The 17,464-nt window shown below is 57.5% G+C and carries 13 protein-coding genes and 1 pseudogene; 3 read left to right on the forward strand and 11 right to left on the reverse strand.

Annotated features, from left to right (window positions below; genetic code table 11):
- Positions 1-180: 180 nt before the first annotated feature.
- The 5 genes from tnpC to KG088_RS08510 all read right to left on the reverse strand — a co-directional run bounded on the left by tnpC (position 181) and on the right by KG088_RS08510 (position 4,598).
- On the reverse strand, positions 181-1,776 hold the full coding sequence (tnpC, locus tag KG088_RS08490; RefSeq protein WP_213825081.1) for an IS66 family transposase: 1,596 nt from the start codon (positions 1,774-1,776) through the stop codon (positions 181-183).
- 47 nt (positions 1,777-1,823) lie between these two features.
- Complete coding sequence (gene tnpB, locus KG088_RS08495; protein WP_213825082.1) at positions 1,824-2,180, reverse strand: IS66 family insertion sequence element accessory protein TnpB; 357 nt, start codon at positions 2,178-2,180, stop codon at positions 1,824-1,826.
- On the reverse strand, positions 2,177-2,533 hold the full coding sequence (gene tnpA, locus KG088_RS08500) for an IS66 family insertion sequence element accessory protein TnpA (RefSeq protein WP_213825083.1): 357 nt from the start codon (positions 2,531-2,533) through the stop codon (positions 2,177-2,179). The genes tnpB and tnpA overlap by 4 nt, the downstream gene beginning before the upstream one ends.
- Before the next feature lie 39 nt (positions 2,534-2,572).
- Positions 2,573-2,974 carry a hypothetical protein gene (locus tag KG088_RS08505; protein ID WP_213825084.1) on the reverse strand — a complete coding sequence of 134 codons (402 nt, stop codon included), beginning with the start codon at positions 2,972-2,974 and terminating at the stop codon, positions 2,573-2,575.
- Positions 2,975-3,053: 79 nt separating this feature from the next.
- Positions 3,054-4,598: a DUF4041 domain-containing protein gene (locus KG088_RS08510; RefSeq protein WP_213825085.1), complete on the reverse strand. Its 1,545-nt coding sequence runs from the start codon at positions 4,596-4,598 to the stop codon at positions 3,054-3,056.
- A gap of 216 nt (positions 4,599-4,814) precedes the next feature.
- On the opposite strand from KG088_RS08510, the gene KG088_RS08515 reads away from it, so the two are divergent.
- Positions 4,815-5,792, forward strand: a complete 978-nt coding sequence (locus KG088_RS08515; RefSeq protein ID WP_213825086.1) for a tetratricopeptide repeat protein — start codon at positions 4,815-4,817, stop codon at positions 5,790-5,792.
- A 120-nt stretch (positions 5,793-5,912) separates the two neighbouring features.
- On the opposite strand, the gene KG088_RS08520 is transcribed toward KG088_RS08515, so the two are convergent.
- A complete protein-coding gene (locus KG088_RS08520; RefSeq protein ID WP_213825087.1) occupies positions 5,913-6,203 on the reverse strand; it encodes a hypothetical protein in 291 nt (96 codons plus the stop codon).
- Between the two features lie 13 nt (positions 6,204-6,216).
- Positions 6,217-7,179, reverse strand: coding sequence for a hypothetical protein (locus KG088_RS08525; protein ID WP_213825088.1), 963 nt, complete (start codon positions 7,177-7,179; stop codon positions 6,217-6,219).
- A gap of 168 nt (positions 7,180-7,347) precedes the next feature.
- On the opposite strand from KG088_RS08525, the gene KG088_RS08530 reads away from it, so the two are divergent.
- Both KG088_RS08530 and KG088_RS08535 read left to right on the forward strand, forming a co-directional pair.
- Positions 7,348-7,992 carry a hypothetical protein gene (locus tag KG088_RS08530; protein WP_213825089.1) on the forward strand — a complete coding sequence of 215 codons (645 nt, stop codon included), beginning with the start codon at positions 7,348-7,350 and terminating at the stop codon, positions 7,990-7,992.
- Positions 7,979-8,785: pseudogene (locus tag KG088_RS08535) on the forward strand (ImmA/IrrE family metallo-endopeptidase); the annotation flags it as partial. The gene KG088_RS08530 and the pseudogene KG088_RS08535, both read left to right, overlap by 14 nt.
- Positions 8,786-8,964: 179 nt before the next feature.
- Here KG088_RS08535 and KG088_RS19550 read toward each other — a convergent pair.
- Genes KG088_RS19550 through KG088_RS08550 form a run of 4 tightly spaced genes read right to left on the reverse strand, consistent with a single transcriptional unit; the run spans position 8,965 to position 17,411 of the window.
- On the reverse strand, positions 8,965-11,466 hold the full coding sequence (locus KG088_RS19550; protein WP_250148152.1) for a DEAD/DEAH box helicase family protein: 2,502 nt from the start codon (positions 11,464-11,466) through the stop codon (positions 8,965-8,967).
- Positions 11,466-13,337 (reverse strand): site-specific DNA-methyltransferase, encoded by a 1,872-nt coding sequence (locus tag KG088_RS08540; RefSeq protein WP_213825091.1) that lies wholly within the window; start codon positions 13,335-13,337, stop codon positions 11,466-11,468. Before KG088_RS08540 ends, KG088_RS19550 begins: the two co-directional genes overlap by 1 nt.
- Positions 13,338-13,371: 34 nt before the next feature.
- Positions 13,372-14,040, reverse strand: coding sequence for a DUF4391 domain-containing protein (locus KG088_RS08545; protein ID WP_213825092.1), 669 nt, complete (start codon positions 14,038-14,040; stop codon positions 13,372-13,374).
- Positions 14,037-17,411, reverse strand: coding sequence for a helicase-related protein (locus tag KG088_RS08550; RefSeq protein WP_250148153.1), 3,375 nt, complete (start codon positions 17,409-17,411; stop codon positions 14,037-14,039). Before KG088_RS08550 ends, KG088_RS08545 begins: the two co-directional genes overlap by 4 nt.
- Positions 17,412-17,464: the final 53 nt, after the last annotated feature.

Raw genomic sequence — 17,464 nt, forward strand, 5'->3', positions numbered from 1 at the left:
TATAATGAGAATTGGCCAAGCTACTGGATGCTTGCTTGGCGAGCTTGCTCTCTGGGTGTTTTTGCTACTGATCCGAGCTATCTCCTTAGCTTTTCGCAGTACCTCTGCCATTTGTTGCTGATTTTTTTGGAAGACGGGCCGCTTGGCTAAAAATCCTGAAAGAAGGTAAGCGTCCGGCGATCAGCAGGATTGCGGCAAAGGCGTGATATCCGCCATTGTAAGTTGCCGTGGCAGTAGCGATCGCACCGCGTCCAGCGTCTTGGCGCGAGGCAGATGTTCGAAGACGTGAGTCAGGTAGGCATGGGGATCCAGGCCGTTGGCTTTGGCCGTTTCCACTAGGGTATAAAGCATGGCACTGGCATCGGCGCCCTTAGGACTGCCGGCGAATAACCATCCTTTTCGGCCGATGACGAAGGGACGGATGGCGTTCTCGGTCAGGTTGTTGTCGATGGCCAGGTGGCCGTCTTCCAGGTAGGTGGTGAGTTGGGGCCACAGGTTGAGCGTATAGCGGATGGCCTCGCCCAGCTTGCCCTTGGGCAGCGCTTTCTCGACCTTGCTGTCCAGCCAGGTCTTGATGTGCTCGAGGATCGGGAGGGCGCGCTCTTGACGGGCCTCGCGACGCGCTTCCGGTGTCATGTCCTTGAGGTCGCGCTCCACCTGGTAGAGCTTGCCGATCATCGCCACCATCTGGTGGGCGGCACCGGTACGTTGGCGTGCCTTGGCGGCATGCACGGCGTCATGCCGGGCCAGCACATGATAGGCCGAATAGCCGTCGGATTGCAGATAGAAACACGGGGGACTGGCAACCTCATCGGGAGGTGCCTCGTCAGGCAACAGGAAGTCGTGCGGAACCTCGGCGGCGCGGGTGGCCGCATACTGGAACCAGATGACCGGGTGGCCGGGTGGTCCGCCTCGGTAGACCCACATGTAGGACTTCTGTGCGGCCTCACGATCCGGTTCTCGGAGCACCTGCAGAGGCGTCTCGTCGATTTGCACCACCGGACCGCCCAGCAGTACTCGGCGAAACTCCGCCATCAACGGCGCCAGGGGATCGGCCAGGGCTAGCATCCAACCGGACATGGTCTGGCGCGATAGCGTTATGCCTTCCCGGGCGAAGATCGCTTCCTGCCGGTAGAGCGGTAGGCCGTCGATGAACTTGTGGGTGACTACCTGAGCGATCAGCGAGCTGTGGCCAAGGGCCTTGGGCAAGATCTGCGGCGGGCGTGACGCCACCCGCGGCCCCTGATCAGCGCCGGGCACCTGGTCGTTGGCCGGGGCGTACTTGGCCCGCTTGGTGACCACCACGTAGTACTGCCGTGGAATCACGGCCAGCCGCTCGGCCGTTTCATGGCCGATCAGCCTCCAGCCCTCGCCGAGCGCCGCTTTCTGCTCGTCATCAAGGTCGATGATGCGCTCGATGCGGGTCAGATGAGCGGGCAACGGCTTGCGCTTCGGCGTTTTCTTGGCCGGCGATGACGATTTCGTCGCCGTGGTGTCCGGCTCCTGCTGAGCCTCTTCCAGCTCGGCTTCGAACTCACCGATCAACGCCTCCAGCTCGGCCTCGTCGAACAGGCTCAGCTGGTCCTTGCTCAAGCGGTCGGTCTTGGCGCCGAACTGCTTCTGCCGCAGCAGATGGATATAGTCGAGAAGTTGCTCGATACGCTCGTCCTTGGCGCTGACTTCTTGCTCATAAACAGCCAACTGCCTTGCCATCTGTTCGGCAAGTTGACGCAGTTCCTGCGGGTTGTCGGGCAAGGCATCGGGCGCGTAAGTCATTGCCCTATGATAAGGTAAAAGCCGCGTAAAATCAGCAACATAACCCACTAAATAATAGAGAAATCGGCGCTCTGATGGGCCTCGACACGGCTCAGGTCCAAGCCATCCAGCAGCCAGCCGAGCTCGCGTAGTGACAGCTCGATGCAGGGGGTATCGTCGTCGGTATTGGGCCACCAGAATCGCTGGGTTTCCAGGCGGCGATACCATAGCCAGAAACCGTTGTGCTGCCAGAACAGCAGCTTGAGCTTGTCACGGCGGCGATTGCAGAACACGAACAGGTGCGACGACAGCGGATCCTGCTCCAGTACGTCCTCGACCAGGGCCGCCAGGCCATCGATGGCGCGGCGCATGTCGGTGGGGCCGGCGGCCAGGTAGACCTTGGTGTGGCTGCCCAGCGAGATCATGCCGAAGTCTCCAGTACCGTCAGCAGGCGCTGCAAGGTAGCGGGATCGAAGTCGGTGGCGATCTCGACACGCTGCCCTTGCCGGGCCACCAGACACAGCCCGGCATCGCTGCTGGCCGACGATTCCGACGCGGATGCTGTCGCCACCGATACGGGGACTAGCCGCGGCCGTTGGGTGGTGGCCGCCTGGGACGACTCTCGCTTGGCCTTGCCATGCCAGTAGCCCAGGCTCTTGGAGGAAATGCCGACCTGGCGGGCATAGGCCACCATGGACAGCCCGCTGTCGCGCCAGGCCTCCAGGTGCGAGAGCCAGAAGTGACGCTTCTCTTTCAAGGTGCGGGGAATCTGCGACATGACGCCTCCGATCAGGGTGATGGGAACACCACGCCATGATCAAGACTTCAAGGCGACTTCAATAGATGTAGATGGCGAGACGCTTACATTCTGATGATCCCAGTAGGGCCGGATGACATACCGATTGTCGAGCAGGAGGCGGATCGCGCCGGGATATCGCCGCCAGACCAGACCGTAGAGGTGTTCGTGGCCGTCCAGCTGGCTCAGGGGTTGCAGAAACTCCCCGAGCCAGCGGCTTTCGGCCATACGCATCTCGCCCAGGTCGCTGGCGTAGGTGGCATTGAAGGCGATCCACAGGAAGATGAATCGGCCGTCCTCGTCATCGCACAGCTCGGTGCGATTCAGCCAGCGCAGCGCCCGGTGGATTCGCAAGCCAATGCCTTCTGCGTGAGCGTGACGTTCAGATCGTTGTCGAGTCTTCAGGTGGGCGTGGGCCAACATGCGACTCCCCTCCCTGCGATCGTGATGTTCACCAGTATGGGGGCAGAGGCTTGCCATCTGCAGGGTTCAGTCCAACTCATCAGGACACTGCCTGTAGCTGGCGTTCGGCCACCGCCTTGGACTCCCGGTACTCCCAGGCCTCGGCAGCCATGGTCCAGTGGACCTCGAGATCCTCCTCCTCAATCGCCTCCCGAACTTCGGCCAGAGGCACCTGGAAGAATTCCTTCCTAGGGTTGATGAGGTTGACCTGATGCTCGGCAAACTGACGATGCAGCTCGCGCTCGAGAGCCGGCGCATCCTCGGAATAGATCATGGCGTGGACGTCGAAGGAGAAGGGTACGCTGGCATCCCCCAGCTCCTTCACACGGTCGAGCGGTTCCAAGCGGCGAGTCATGCCGATCTTGAAGACGTTCTCACCGAACGAGCCGATGTTGGAGATGATGTAGACATGGCCTCGCTTGGTCTGCTGCGCCATGGACAGTGCGCGCTCGCCACGCGATTCGGCTTCTTCCAGCTGCTGTTCGAGTTCGGCCAGGCGCGCCTGGAACTGGGCCCGCTCCTCGTCGTTGGCACCCTCCAACTGCTTGCGAGCCTCCTCCATGGCATTGGCCAGCAGGCGCTCTTCCTTCTCGGCCTGCTTGAGAGCCTTCTCGATGTCGCGGCGGGCTTTCTCTTCCTCTCGCATCTGTTCGCGAATCTCGCGTTGCTCTTCCTGCTCTTTCTTGCGCAGCTCCATGGCCGCGACAGCCCACTTCAACTCGTCCAGACGCGCCTGCAGATAGAGGTCGGTGATGCGAGCATCCTTGAACGGCTTGCCGTTGTGATTCACCACGGCAAAGGCGTCGAGGATAGACTGGCGCAGCTTGCCGTAGTTGTCGTGCTTGATCTTGGAGAGGATGGAATCGACCTTGCCGTTGAAGGCATCGACGGCGAAATGGATGGCGTACACCCGGCGGCCCCTCTCCACATAGTCGCAGTCACCGGCCCGACCGTTCCTGGCCATGTCGCGGCTATCCTTGCGTGCCTGCTTGAGCTTCTCGCCAGCCTCCTTGTAGGAGAAGTCCTCGGCGAGATCATCAAGCAGGCTGGCGTTCGGCACGATGTAGTCGTCGTGGTACCCCTCGATGATGTTGCGCATGGCCTTGGCGGTCTGCTCGTAGAGCTTGGCATCCTGCACGGCCTTCAGCGCGTTGCCGGCCGTCTCCTGCGCCTGTCGGCGAGCATCATCGATGATCTGGCGAGCCTGCTCGTCGGCTCGAGCAAGAACCGCTTCGGCCTTCTCCCGGGCTTCCTTGCCCTGGGCACGCCCCTCGTCGAGAATCCGCTGCTTCTCCTGCTCCGCCTCAGCCACCATGTCATCGGCTGCCTGCTTGGCCAGCGCGAGGGTGCGCTCCGAATCGCGTGAAGCCTGAAGTGCTGCTTCCTCGGCCCGATAGACCAGCTCCTTGGCATGCTCGGAAGCGTCATGGACGGCTTCGTACTGCCACAGGTGCTCCACCGATTTTCGGATCTGCTCCACTTCCTGTCGATGGCGCCTGGACTTCCTCATGATGATCACCGCCGTCACCCACCCGGACAGGATCAGCACTGCCACTACCAGCAGCGCGATAGCTCCCTCTGACATGTTTCCCCCTGCGCAACCGACTGTTATCCGCGTGTCGAGTTAGTCTGCCACAGGGGTCGGCAGAAGCTTGTAAGAGATCGCTTATATAAGCCCAATCACTGAGAAGTTGAGGGCAACGCGCCGATCGGTGAGGGAAAAGCCCGGACCACCTCCAACAACTGGGTCGATACTTGGTACCATTGGCGCTTTGACCTCCAGTGCCCCGAAGGTGAAGCAATGCCGCAAGCCCCTGAAATCTTCAAACGCAGCCTTGATAACATCCAGCTAGACGGACTGCCGCCGCGAGATGCCCCGGGCTTCGAGGATGCGGTGCTGCTGACTCTCACGACCCAGTACGCTGCAAAGGGGTCCTCGGCCGCGATCGTCGTCCAGGATGGGCATGTGCTGGGCGTCGCGGTGCCGCAGGAAGGCGTCGAGCCCAAGCAGTACATCCTGGGCCTGCTCGAGCATCGTTTCCTGGAGGATGCGCTGCCCGCGCTCGAGATCATGGCCGAGATGACCAACGATCCCGAGATCCTCTACAACTATGGCGTCTGTCTGTCCGAGATGGACCGGGTCGAGGAATCGGTTGCGCCCCTGCAGGCGTGTGTCGAGGAAGCGCCGGACTATGCCCATGCGCATGCGGCGCTGGGCTTCTCCTTAATCAAGCTCGGCCAGCTGGACAAGGCCGAGGGCTTGCTGCGTGACGCAGCGAAGCAGCTGCCCGACGACATGTGGATCAACCGCAATCTGGCGGGCCTGCTCGCCAAGCGCGGCAAGCACGAGGAGGCCAAGCCGTTCTTCGAGCGTGCCCTGGCGGCCAACCCTCAGGATGTCGGCACCCTGTACGGCCTGGCGCTGAGCCTGGAGGCGCTGGGGCCGCAGAATGCCGAGCAGGCCACCGGCATCTACAAGCGCATCATCGAGCTGGAGCCGTCGTCACCGATCGCCACCGAGTCCAAGAAGGCGGTCAGCCGGCTGGCCCAAGGCACCATGAAGGACAAGGCCGATGGCGGCCTGCGCATGGACGCCGTGATGTACATGACCGGGGCGCCTTCGAAACCTTCGAGAAGCTTGAGCAGCAGGAGGTCGCCAAGATCGTCTTCGAGATTGCCAAACTCGGCGAGAGCGGCCTTTCGATCAATGATCCCGACAAGCGCTACACGCTCGAGAACCTGGATGGCGACTTCTCCGGGTTTCAACTGCTGTCGATAATGCATGTCGGCCTGAAATCCATTGACCCGTCCCTGGATTCGCAATCCGGTTTGGATGCGGAGTACGACGCCGCGAAGCAGATGGCCGGTAAGTAATCCCGGCCAGCATGGCCGGGGGGAATCAGCTCTTCCGGCCGCTCCCCAGAATCACGCAGTGGTGTCGCTGACCGGCAAGTCGCGTCCCGCAGCAAGCGCAGGGGCTGACGGAGAATTCGTCGTCCCTTTCGCTATCACCAACGGCAATTTGGCCCTCACGCTGGGTTTCGGCGATGGCCTCGCGAATCTCCTGCTCACGCTCGACGGCCTCCTTCTCGCTCAGCGAGTCGTCCAGCCCGGAGGCGTCATCGTTGGCGATGATCATCAGACAGTCGGGGCAGACCATGAACTGATCGTCGATGATCTCTAACGGCATCTGGTAACTCTCATTATTCCTCAATGGGTTCCACTCCCACGGTCTTCCCAGCCCCCACTTCATAGCCGCTGACCAGCACATAGCGGCTGCCGCGTCGGCGGTCGGCCCACTTGCCGCGGTAGAAGCGTTCGTCACGCAGCTGCCGCCAGTAGGGCGATACCGAGCGTGGGGCGGTCATGGCCAGCTTCAACTCGCGGTCCTCGCGGTCGTAGCCGATATGCGCGAAAGGCACGCCCTTCTTGCCCTCAGGGTGCTTGTTCTTCATCCAGGCCGGCACCCCCGACGACAGCGCCTCGGGATAGGCGGAGAGGTACATACCCAGCGACAGCACGTAGCGCACCACGGCGCGCAGGATCATGCCCTCCTCGTCCGCCAGCGGCGTCGCCCGCCCCCCGGCGTATTCGATGGCCTCGCGGTTGATGAAATCGGTGATCTGCGAGGGCTTGAAGGCGCCGCGCAGCATGGTGGGGTTGAGGCTGGGCCGGGCGTCCAGCGGGTTGTGGATCGCGACGATCAACCAGGGATCGCCGAGGCCCATCATGTCCACGCCGTGCGGGTTGCCGTGGGCGCTCAGGAAGGCCTCGTAGCGGCTGGGCAGCGTGGTCGAATCCACCCAGGCCACCAGGGCACCGTCCAGTGCGTGGCCATGAAAGGTCTGCCTGGCCGGGAACGACAGGGTGCTGAACGCCCATGGCCACGACCAGGCATCGCCTTGCACCTTGCTCAGCTGAACTGTCTGCAGCCATGCGGACAGCGATGACTCGGGCACCACCACCCTCCCCTCGCGACTGTGATGCCACTCCAGCATCAGCAGCTCGCCGTTGAGGGAGTGCACCACCTGCTCGTCGTGCACCATCTGGCCGAAGATCTCGGCCTCGATCTGGGGTTTCTTGGGCAGACCCATCATCTTCATCACCGAGCGGACGTAGCGGCGGGTAAAGCTGGGATAGTGGCGGTAGGTGGCCTGCTGGTTCATGCGTGGCTCGTCGAGGCGGAAGCGATGGCGTCAGGGTATACCATCCGCGGTGGCAGAGAGCTGGGGCGAAAGGTAATGGCATATCTCTTTTGCAGCGCTGCCACTTGACAAACCAGCGCAAAGGAACAATCATGCTCTTTACAAATTGCCGAAACGGAATATTCTCTCATGTCCCAAGCTGTCCACCCCTCTAAAATTGATCCGGAGCTGACCGAGGAACGTTTAAATGCTGTTGCAAGGTTCATGCTAGACGTCTACTCCGAAGCAATTTCCCACACACAGCACAAGTACGATAACACCTACACTCAAGGGTCACGAGGCTGGGCATGGGTGAAGGAAGCTATTTTAGAACATGAGAATTATTATCCATGGCTGACCATAGTCCATAGGGGAAATGATGTTCAGTTTAAGATAGGTCACACCTCTATTTTCCGTTTTTTTTGCGACGACCCTGAAAGCCCACAAAAGAAATTTGTAACTTCGCCAACTGAGGCTGAAGCTTCTAATTTCACTTTACCTTTATTTGAAGATTACGGTCTTGTTGATGGATCAGATGGGCTCTGGCGCTTCATGATCAGGAAGTCACTAAACGAAGATGACGAACATGAACTGTTTTGCGTCAAGTACAAGCACGGCCTCAAAGAAGCGATTGCCAAATGGCAATTCAATAAGACGGTAAAAACTTTTGTTTCTTCAGACGCAGAGATTCCCGCTGCATCCAAGCTGCCTGAGCTTAACCTCGCACCACGTCGAGAGCTTGCGAACGAAGATGATACCAATGAAACCGAAAAGCCCAACAATGAATCAGTTTGAAGGAAGCCAGCTTCGTCTTGCTCGTCATTACTGGGGAAAAACCTTAAATGACATTGCAGAAGAAGTTGGTAAAACCAGACAGTACATATCTCAAATTGAGAACGGAAAAGCTGGAAAAAACATTGGGGATGATACGGTAGAGCTGCTTGCGAAGTGCTTGAAGGTGACTCCCGATTTTTTTTATAAACAGACCCCACCCGGCCCTTCAGAGGATCAAGCTCACTTCCGCCGGCTTGCCTCCACCAAGGTGAGCACGCGCTTAAAAGTTTTGGCAAGAGGGACTATTTTTAGCCACCTGGCCAACTATATTGATAGGCATGTTGCTTTGCCTGATGTTGACTTTCCTGATCACTCTGGCTCAGTAACGTTTGAAGAAATTGAGCGTGCTGCTGAACGAACCAGAAGTTATTGGGCCCTAGGCCTAGGCCCAATAGACAATATGGTTCGTGTCGTTGAGCATGCTGGGGCATTAGTGACGTTTTTCAGGGATGCTTCGACGGAAGTCGATGCATTGTCTATCCCTGCATCAAGACCAATTATTGTTAGAAACGATGCCAAAGAGAGCCCCTTCAGGCAACGCTTCGATATTGCACATGAGATGGCGCACTTGATCTTGCATGAAGGGATAATTACAGGTGACAGAACGACAGAAAATGAAGCAAATCGATTTGCCTCAGCATTCTTGCTGCCAAGATCCACTTTTTCCAAAGTTTTTCGCTCGAGGGGGCGGCGCTTGGATTGGCAATGTATTATTGATATCAAGATGCAATTTGGCACCTCTAAAGCAGCTGTTCTTTACAGGGCGAAAGCTCTCGGGCTAATTAGCGAGAGCGCCTATAAAGGCGGTGTGATATATTTAAAAAATAGCGGTCAAAGTAAGCAAGAAGATGAGGACTGCTTTGTTGAAAGAGAGCAGGCTGAGCTTCTTATAAAATCTTTAAAAGTTATTCATGATTATTTTGGAACAAGCTTTCATGAACTGGCTGACGAAATCGGGGTGCACCCCGAACTTCTAAAAAATGTGATGCCTGATATTCCAGATGACGAGCTCTCAAAAGCCTGGTATACAAGGTTAAAGAGAGCCAACCTAAGTGTCGTCCAGTAGCAGAAATAGTATATCCTCCTGGTAATAATGCAGGCTTCCACCTGGGTGCCTCGCTCCACCTGGTACTCCAGGCGCTTCACATTGAGCTTCAGGTCTAGGTAGCCCACGCATTTCTCGATCAACTCGCTGGAGTCGAAGCTGACGGAGTAGGCTGCTTTACGATTGATGCGCTCCCAGAGCTCCTGAAATTCCTTCTTGTGGAAGTTATCGTTGAGCGGATTCAGCTTGGCCTTACGGCCATCCTCGATGTGCGGCAGCTGGGCGTTGCTGAAGACGCTGTCGATCAGCTGGCAAACCTGCTGTGCATGGGTCTTTAGTTCCTCCGGCAGTTCAGCCAGGGTGCCTTCCTCCTTGGCCCGGTGATACGTATCGGAGATCCGGTCTGTATCATCCTCTACGTACTGGTTGCGAATCAGGTAGCGGTGGATCTTCTTCGCCATGGCGAGCGTGACCTCTACCTCGCCCTCATCTGACACGAGTAGCTTGCCGGTGAAGTAGGCCTCATCGGCGACCCGCGGGCGCTCGGAGAGCTCGTTACTGATATCGCGCTGCAGCGCGGTTACGAAGTCTTTATAGCTCTCGCTGGCGACCACCGTCAGCTCGTTGATGTCGTGCACCGTCATGGGGTCGTCCATCCGGTCTCCCAGCTGGTTGACCGCCAGGCGCAGGCCACGCCCCACCTCCTGGCGCCGGGAGATGGTGTTGTCACTGTGCTTCAACGTGCAGATGACGAACACGTTGGGGTTGTCCCAGCCCTCCCGCAGTGCGGAGTGAGAGAAGATGAATCGCGTGGGTTCCTCGAAGGAGAGCAGACGCTCCTTGTCCTTGAGGATCAGATCGTAGGCATCGACATCATCCGTCTCGGTGGAACGGGCTCTGGTCGCAGGATCGACGAGCCGCTTGGACTTTTTGTCGATGGAGAAATAGCCGTTGTGGGTAGCGGTCGCGCTGATACCTTTCAGGTAGCGGTTGTACTCGCTGTCTTCCAGAGTCAGCATCTGGTCGAGCTGCCGGTTGTACTCCTCTTCGAAGATCTCTGCGTATTCCCCCAACACCTCACCACTGTCATCGTATTGGCGGTACTTGGCCACTTCATCGATGAAAAAAAGCGTGAGCACCTTGATTCCCTGGGAAAATAGCAGCTGCTCCTTCTTGAAGTGAGCCTTGATCGCCTCGCGGATCTGGATCTGGCGCAACGCCTTCTCGGTGACGTCGACGGTCACTTCCCCAGCGGTGAGCTCGACGCCATTGGTGAAGCTGAGGTGGTCGATACGCGCATCGATGTCGGCAACGACGAAACCCTTGTACTGGTCCAACCCGCCAGACAGCTCGTACAGGTTGTCGCCCTTGCCCAGCCGGCGCCGCTTGCGCTTCACACCACTGGAAGTTTTCTCCTCATACTCGACCCAGGCCATGGGAGGCTTGTTCTTGGCCGTCTCGATGTTCTCCAGGTAGAGGTAGGCATCGGTGCCGGTGAGGCCCTTGGTGGTGACACCACGGACAGAGATCTTCTTCACCAGCTTCTGGTTGTAGGCGTCCAGCGCATCCAGGCGGTGGATCTTGTTGTAGGTCGTCTTGTGGGTGGCCGAGTAGCGCACGATGAACAGGGGATTGAACTCGCTCAGTGAGCTGAGCGTCTTGCCGCCTTCCATCTTCTGGGGCTCGTCCAGAAACAGGATTGGGCGGTTGGCCTTGATGACATCGATGGGACGCCGTGACTGGAAGTCATCCAGCTCATCGTAGATGCGGCGGTTCTCGGCGCCACGGGAGTTGAAGGCCTGCACGTTGATGACCATCACAGTGATACCAGCATCCGAAGAGAAGCTTTCCAGGTTGTGCAGTTGCTTCGAGTTATAGATAAAAAATCGAGCCTTCTGCCCGTAACTTTCCAGAAAATGATCAGCGGTAATCTGTAGCGACTTGTACACCCCTTCGCGGATGGCAATGCTGGGCACCACCACGATGAACTTGCTCCAGCCGTAACGCTGGTTGAATTCAAACATACTCTTTAGGTAGACATAGGTCTTGCCAGTGCCGGTCTCCATTTCCACGTCCAGGTTGATAGGGCAGCCGGTCTTGTCGTCCTCCTTCAGGCCGTCGGAGAGGGGCAAATTCTGGCGATGCTGAACAGTCTTGATGTTGCTCAGTAGCTCGTAATCTGACAGCTCAAGCGCGGGATTCTTGAAGCCGGCATTAACTGACTCCGGTGAAGTGTACATGTCCCACTGCACCGGTTGCGCCAGGGCAGCGGCCTCGCCCGGATCTATGCGGTAGCGGATACCGCTGCTGAAGGGCTGGCCAGCAAAGCAGTCCGCCAGCGCCTCGACTGCCCGCGTCTGGTATTCCTGAGTCTTGAACTTAAGCTTCATCAGATCACCTTGACGTCAGTGCTAGGCGACTTCTGGGCGAAGATCTGCTCGACGTTGATCTTGACACTATCGCTGGCGAAGCCGGCATCGCGGAATACCACGCGTAGTGGCTCGTACTCGGCGAGTTGCTTGACGAAAGCCTCGTCGATATCCAAGTCGAAGCAGGCGGCCAGGGCCATATGCTTCTCGGCCCCGTCGACGAAGAAGATGGTTTTTCCGCCAATCTCCTGGCGGGATATTGGCAGCGAAAGATCTACACCCCAGTCCAGAAAGACCTGGAACAGCAAGTCCTCTTCGCCTCTTTCGTCTTTTATGTTATCAACCGCATTGCTTAAAATATCTTGAGAGAACCCATCCGGAGAATAAAAAACATCTTTGAAATTGGTGGAATCAACCTTCAGATATCGAAAACCAAAATCTTCGCTTCCGGATGAACTAACCAAATCATTTCCAGCTCTCTTAATCCTTTCTCTGCCTATCTCTGAAACTGTGCTAAAGCCTGATTTGTAGGATTCGCTTTTTTGGTTGCAAGGCTCAGGCATTTGGATTACCAAAAACCTATTCCCACTCCCTTTTTCAGCATTGTTTTCCATCACCGCATGGGCAAGAGAGCACGAGCCAGCGAAAAAATCCATGATCAATGAGTTTTCTATGCCAGCAAGCTCAACCAGTCTTTTCAAAAGCTTTACTGGCTTGGGAGTATCAAATGGTGAATTTCCATCAAAAAGCTCCTTCAGCTCAAGAGTCGCTTCTTTGTTATGTCCGGCAAACGAATAATCCCACCAAGTGTGTGGTGTGATCCCTCTCTCAGACTCGCCCAGGAATGACTTTAGCATCGGCCTGGCATCTTTATTTACACCCCACCATATTCTATTGTCATCATCCCACTTTTTGAATTGTTTTTCATTGCATCTCCAGTATCGGTTAGGCGGTGGTGAAAAAACCTTCCCCGTTGGGCCAACAATCTCGTATAGGCCCGCCATGTACGGCTTGCTTGCAGAGAGGTCCTGTGCTCGCCATACCCCCCTTGGGTCGATGTCTGGATTTTTATATGCTGCTTGTTGTTCCGTCGACCTTTCCCATGATGAAAAGCTCACCAAAGACTTGTTTTTAGCATAAACTAAAATATAGTCATGCATGTCAGACATCCATTTGGCTGTCACGTTTGAAACATAACGCTTTTGCCAGACAATACATGCAATAAAATTATCCTCACCAAAAACTTCATCACACAGCTTTCTTAAGTTGTGATACTCGTTATCATCAATGGATATAAATATTACGCCATCTTCTTTTAGAAGGTTTTTGGAAAGACGGAGTCGTGGGTACATCATTGATAGCCAGTCGGAATGAAAGCGTCCATTCGATTCAAGATTTACAACGAGCTTTTGTCCTTCCTCATCCTCTTGGAGTGATGATGAAACGTACTCCTTGGCTGTTGATTTAAAGTCATCATCATAGACAAACTCCCTACCAGTGTTATAAGGGGGGTCTATGTAAATCATCCCCACTTTTCCAAGATAAGATTCTTGAAGCAATTTTATAGCCTCAAGATTATCACCTTCCACAAAAAGGTTTTTAGTTTTTTCAAAACTCACGCTCTCTTGCTGGTAAGGGCGGAGTGTCTTGGCAATCGGTGAATTGGCAGCCAGCAGAGCTTCCCGCTTGCCGGGCCAGTTGAGGTGGTAGCGCTCCTGGGGGCCCTCGACAATATGATCGGAGAGCTCTTGACGCAGCTGGTCAAAGTCGATGGCTTGCTTCATCCGTCCCTGCTCATCCCGCGCTTCGGTAACACAGCTCGGGAATAGCTCGGCCAGCTTGGTGATATTGGCCTCAGTCAGGTTGGGGGAGTGCATCTTCAGCTTGTCCATGGTGTTGCGTATCTCCGGACCTCTGGGGTCGTGATCAGGTGTCGTAGTTGGCAATTTTCTCGCGGATCGTGCGCAGTTCAGCGTTCATCTCCACCTTGCGATTGAACTGTTTTTCGCTACGCAGACGCTTTGCGAGCTTGGCGGCATCCTTCTTGAGGGATTCCAGGAGCTCCAGGCGCTCCAACTGATCCGGCAGGGCTTCGCCCTGACGCGCCGAGACTGGAAGCAAGCTTCGCAATATCTGTTGGTAGAGCTGCTTCAGGTCGATGGCCGTAGGCAGCGGCTGCCGGGGCGTCACAGCGGGCAGCCAGTCGCTGCTGGCGTAGTGGTCATCCAGCACCCATTTGCTGGGGTCGGCCTGGCTGGGTCGCTTGTAGGCGGCGGTGACACGGATGCCGCGGTCGCCCTGTAGCTCGAACAGGATCGGAAAAGGAATGGCGTGGTCGATGGCCCGCAGCACGTCTCGGTGCAGGTCATCGCCTTTGAGGGTGATCACGAAGACCTGCAGCTCCTGCACGTCATCGGTGCCCGGCAGGTTGAGCGTGTTATGGGCGAGCTTGGCATGCCAATTAATCTGGCCGACGTCGTCCCGCAGGCGATCCCTGAACCTGGCGGTGGCTCGCACATGCGCCAAGATGCGCTGCTTGGCCACCACACGGCCGAGCAACGTCTTGGCGGGATACTGGTAGAGGGGTGCCGTCATGGCGCTTTCGTCTCGCTTCCCCTGCTGGCCGCATGTCGCTCCGTGCCTGAGCCTGTGTCGATGGCCGAACCCACCTCACGAATGACGATGAAGGTGATCAGCTCGAAGTCGTCTAGCCCTTCAATGGTATCGACAAGCGCCGTGGTCTCGCCTCCGCTGAACAGGCTGTCGATGTCCTTGTCCTCCTTCACCTCGATCATCGAGCGGATGGACTGATCCAGTAGCGCCGAATAGGCGTGCATCTCTCGGCCATCGTGGGTTTCCTCGTTGAAGTCACGATAAACGGCTTCGACGGGGTCGCTCAGCCCCTTGCACGCAGTACGTGCCAGGTCGAGCAGGCGCTTGACCTCGGTGTAGTCGCTGATCACCTCGCCGGTTTGGCTGATGTAGACAAGATAGAAAGGATGCAGGCGGTTCTGCTGCTGCAGGCCACTCTCTTGGTGACCTACCCGCTGATTGAGATTGCGCAGGGTGAAGATGACCCCAGGCCGCAGACCCTTCTCGGGGCGAGCCGGCACGACGGTGTGTAACCCATTAGGGATGCGGCTCAGGTCGCCGTTCTCCTTCATGTAACCCAGCAGATCCATGCGGAACTCGTTCAGACCAAGATCGGTAATCGATACCCCAGACTTTAGGTCTTCCATCTCCACCACTTCATCCTGCAGCCGGCGCAGCTGCTCGCGACGGTAGGCGACGTCATTGGACTGAGCGTTAAGCACGTTGTCGTCGCCGGTGGCCGTGACGTCGGCGATCACCATGCGGTTCTCGACGCGCTCCTTGAGATTGATGTACTCGTCCAGGCTGATGTCCGGCCAGTAGTTGACTAGTTGGATACTGGCGTTGGGTGAACCGATGCGGTCGATGCGCCCGAAGCGCTGGATGATGCGCACCGGGTTCCAGTGGATGTCGTAGTTGATCAGGTAGTCGCAGTCCTGCAGGTTCTGGCCTTCCGAGATGCAGTCGGTACCGATCAGGATGTCCAGCTCGCGCGGCTCGTTGGGGTACACGACGTCCTTGCTCTTGGCCAGTGGTGCGAACAGCGTCAGCAGGCCCTGAAAATCGTAGTGCTGACGGCTGCCCGGCTTAGCCCCGATGGTGGACTTCGGCGCGTCGCTGCCGGTCACGATGCCAGTGTGCACGCCTTGGCTCTCCAGCAGGCTACCCGCCAGGTTCTCGTAAAGGTACTTGGCGGTGTCCGCGAAGGCTGTGAAGATCATCACCTTGCGGTTGCCCGGGTTGATCGGCGAAGCCAGCTTGCTGGCGATCTGTGTCTTGAGGTGCTGCAGCTTGGCATCGTCGGCCGGCGTGACTTTGGCCATTTCCTCCAGCAGCAGCTCGATCCACACCAGGTCGGTGCTCAGGTCATGTTCCCAGGACGGCAGGTCCATGTCCTCCAGGCTTATCTGTACCTTCTTTCCCACCGTGGTGTCGCCTGGCATGGGAACGCTGTCATCGTCGGGGTCGGCATCTTCGAAGTCTGCGGCGATATCGGCGAAGCCTTCGGAACGGCCGGTACGCTTGAAGGCCTCGATCTTCTCCAGGATGGTGGTATGGCTATTTCTCAGGCCCTCCAAGGTCAGCCGAAACGAGGCAACCGAACTCTCCAGGCGCTTGAGCAGGTTGGTCGTCATCAGGGCCTGCAAGCTCCTTTCACGATCGACCTGCTTGAACCGTGCTCTCCCACTGTACACTTCGGTGTCGTACATCTCCTCGTACTTCTTGAGGCGGCTGGGCAGGATGTAGCTGATCGGGGCGTAGACGGAAAGTTTGAGCTGTGAGAGCTGCTTGAAGATCTCATTGAAGCCGATCACATCATTGCGGTAAGTAAGTGGGCAGTGGAAGGAGAGTGGCTTGAGTCGTTCGGGGAAGCTGCCGATATCGCTGGTGTCGTAGAAGGTTTCGATATGTCGACGTGATCGGGCAATGGTGACGCTGTCCAGCAGCTCGAAGAAGTCGAAATCTAGCGCCTGCAGGATGGCGCCCGTAGTGCGCCTCTCGGGCGGGAGCGCCGACCACTCGTTGAAGGTGGCCTGGGCACGCCGGAAGATGCCCTCAATGTCCTTGGCTCCGCTCAGGTGGCGGGTCAGGTTCGTAGCTTCGCCTTCATAGGCCAACGCCAATTGGTTCTTCAGGTCGTTGAAGCGGTTGTTGACCGGCGTTGCCGAGAGCATCAGCACCTTGGTCTTCACGCCCGCCCGGATGACCTGGTTCATTAGCCTTTGGTAACGGGTCTCGCGATCCTTGTAGACGTCGTTGTTGCGGAAGTTGTGCGACTCGTCGATCACCACCAGGTCGTAGTTGCCCCAGTTGACCCGATCCAGCGGCATGCCGAAGGATTCTCCGCGGGTGCGCTGCAGGTCGGTATGGCAGAGCACGTCGTAGTTCAGACGGTCCTGGGCCAGCACGTTGGTGGTCAGGTTGCGGTTGTAGGTCAGCCAGTTGTCGGCGAGCTTTTTGGGGCACAGAACCAGTACGGAGCGGTTGCGCAGCTCGTAGTACTTGATGACCGCCAGGGCAGTGAAGGTCTTCCCGAGGCCCACGCTATCGGCCAGGATGCAGCCGTTGTAGGTCTCCAGCTTGTTGATGACGCCCGTGGCCGCGTCGCGCTGGAAGTTGAACAGCTTCTGCCAAATGGCGGTGTCCTGGTAACCGGTGCGGTCGTTGGGCAGCACGTCCTCACTGATGTCTTCCAGGAACTCGTGGAAGATGTGGTACAGCATCAGGAAGTAGATCCGCTCCGGCGGGTTCTCCCGGTAGACCGAGTCGATATGCTCGCGTAGCCGTTCGGTAACGTCCTCGAGCTTCTCTCCGTCCTGCCACAGCTGGTCGAAGAGAGCCATGAACTGTGAGGTGTGCGCTGGCTCGCTGAAGCGAGTGACGAAGTTGGAAACCGCGTTGCCTTGCTGGTAACCCAGATCCACCGCAGTGAAGCCCTGCAGTGGCATGTAGACCGTGTCACCGCCTGAGGCTGCAACGCCAGCGAAGGGCTGCATGGCCGCCTGGCCACGGTTGGAGCGGAAGCTAGCCTTGCGGCGCATCCAGTCGGCGCATTCGCGGGCGATGGCCCGCTGGGTCAGCTTGTTCTTGAGCTGGATTTCGAACTCGCTGCCGTGGACGCTGCGCTCGCGCTCTGTCTTCGGGATGTGGAACTCACGGTGCTCCTTGCGGAACTTGTCGCTCGCCTGGTCCGGGACGAAGGTAGGTGAGGTAAAGATGAACTCGACCGAGTCCAGCGACTCCAGCTCATCCTTGAGGGCCTCGAAGGCGTAGATCGAGAAGCAAGAGGCCGCAATTTTTAGCCGGGCGCCAGGGCGCAGGGTGTCCTTCAGATCGTCGCCGAGCAGCCGGCTGACGTTGTCGATGATCTCCATGGTGCGGCTCCCTGCGGTTCCCTGGCCGTCTTTGTCGACGGTCTCGTCATTCT

Origin of the sequence: Halomonas jincaotanensis (assembly GCF_018448785.1) — a bacterium.
GTDB classification, from domain to species: Bacteria; Pseudomonadota; Gammaproteobacteria; order Pseudomonadales; family Halomonadaceae; genus Halomonas; species Halomonas jincaotanensis.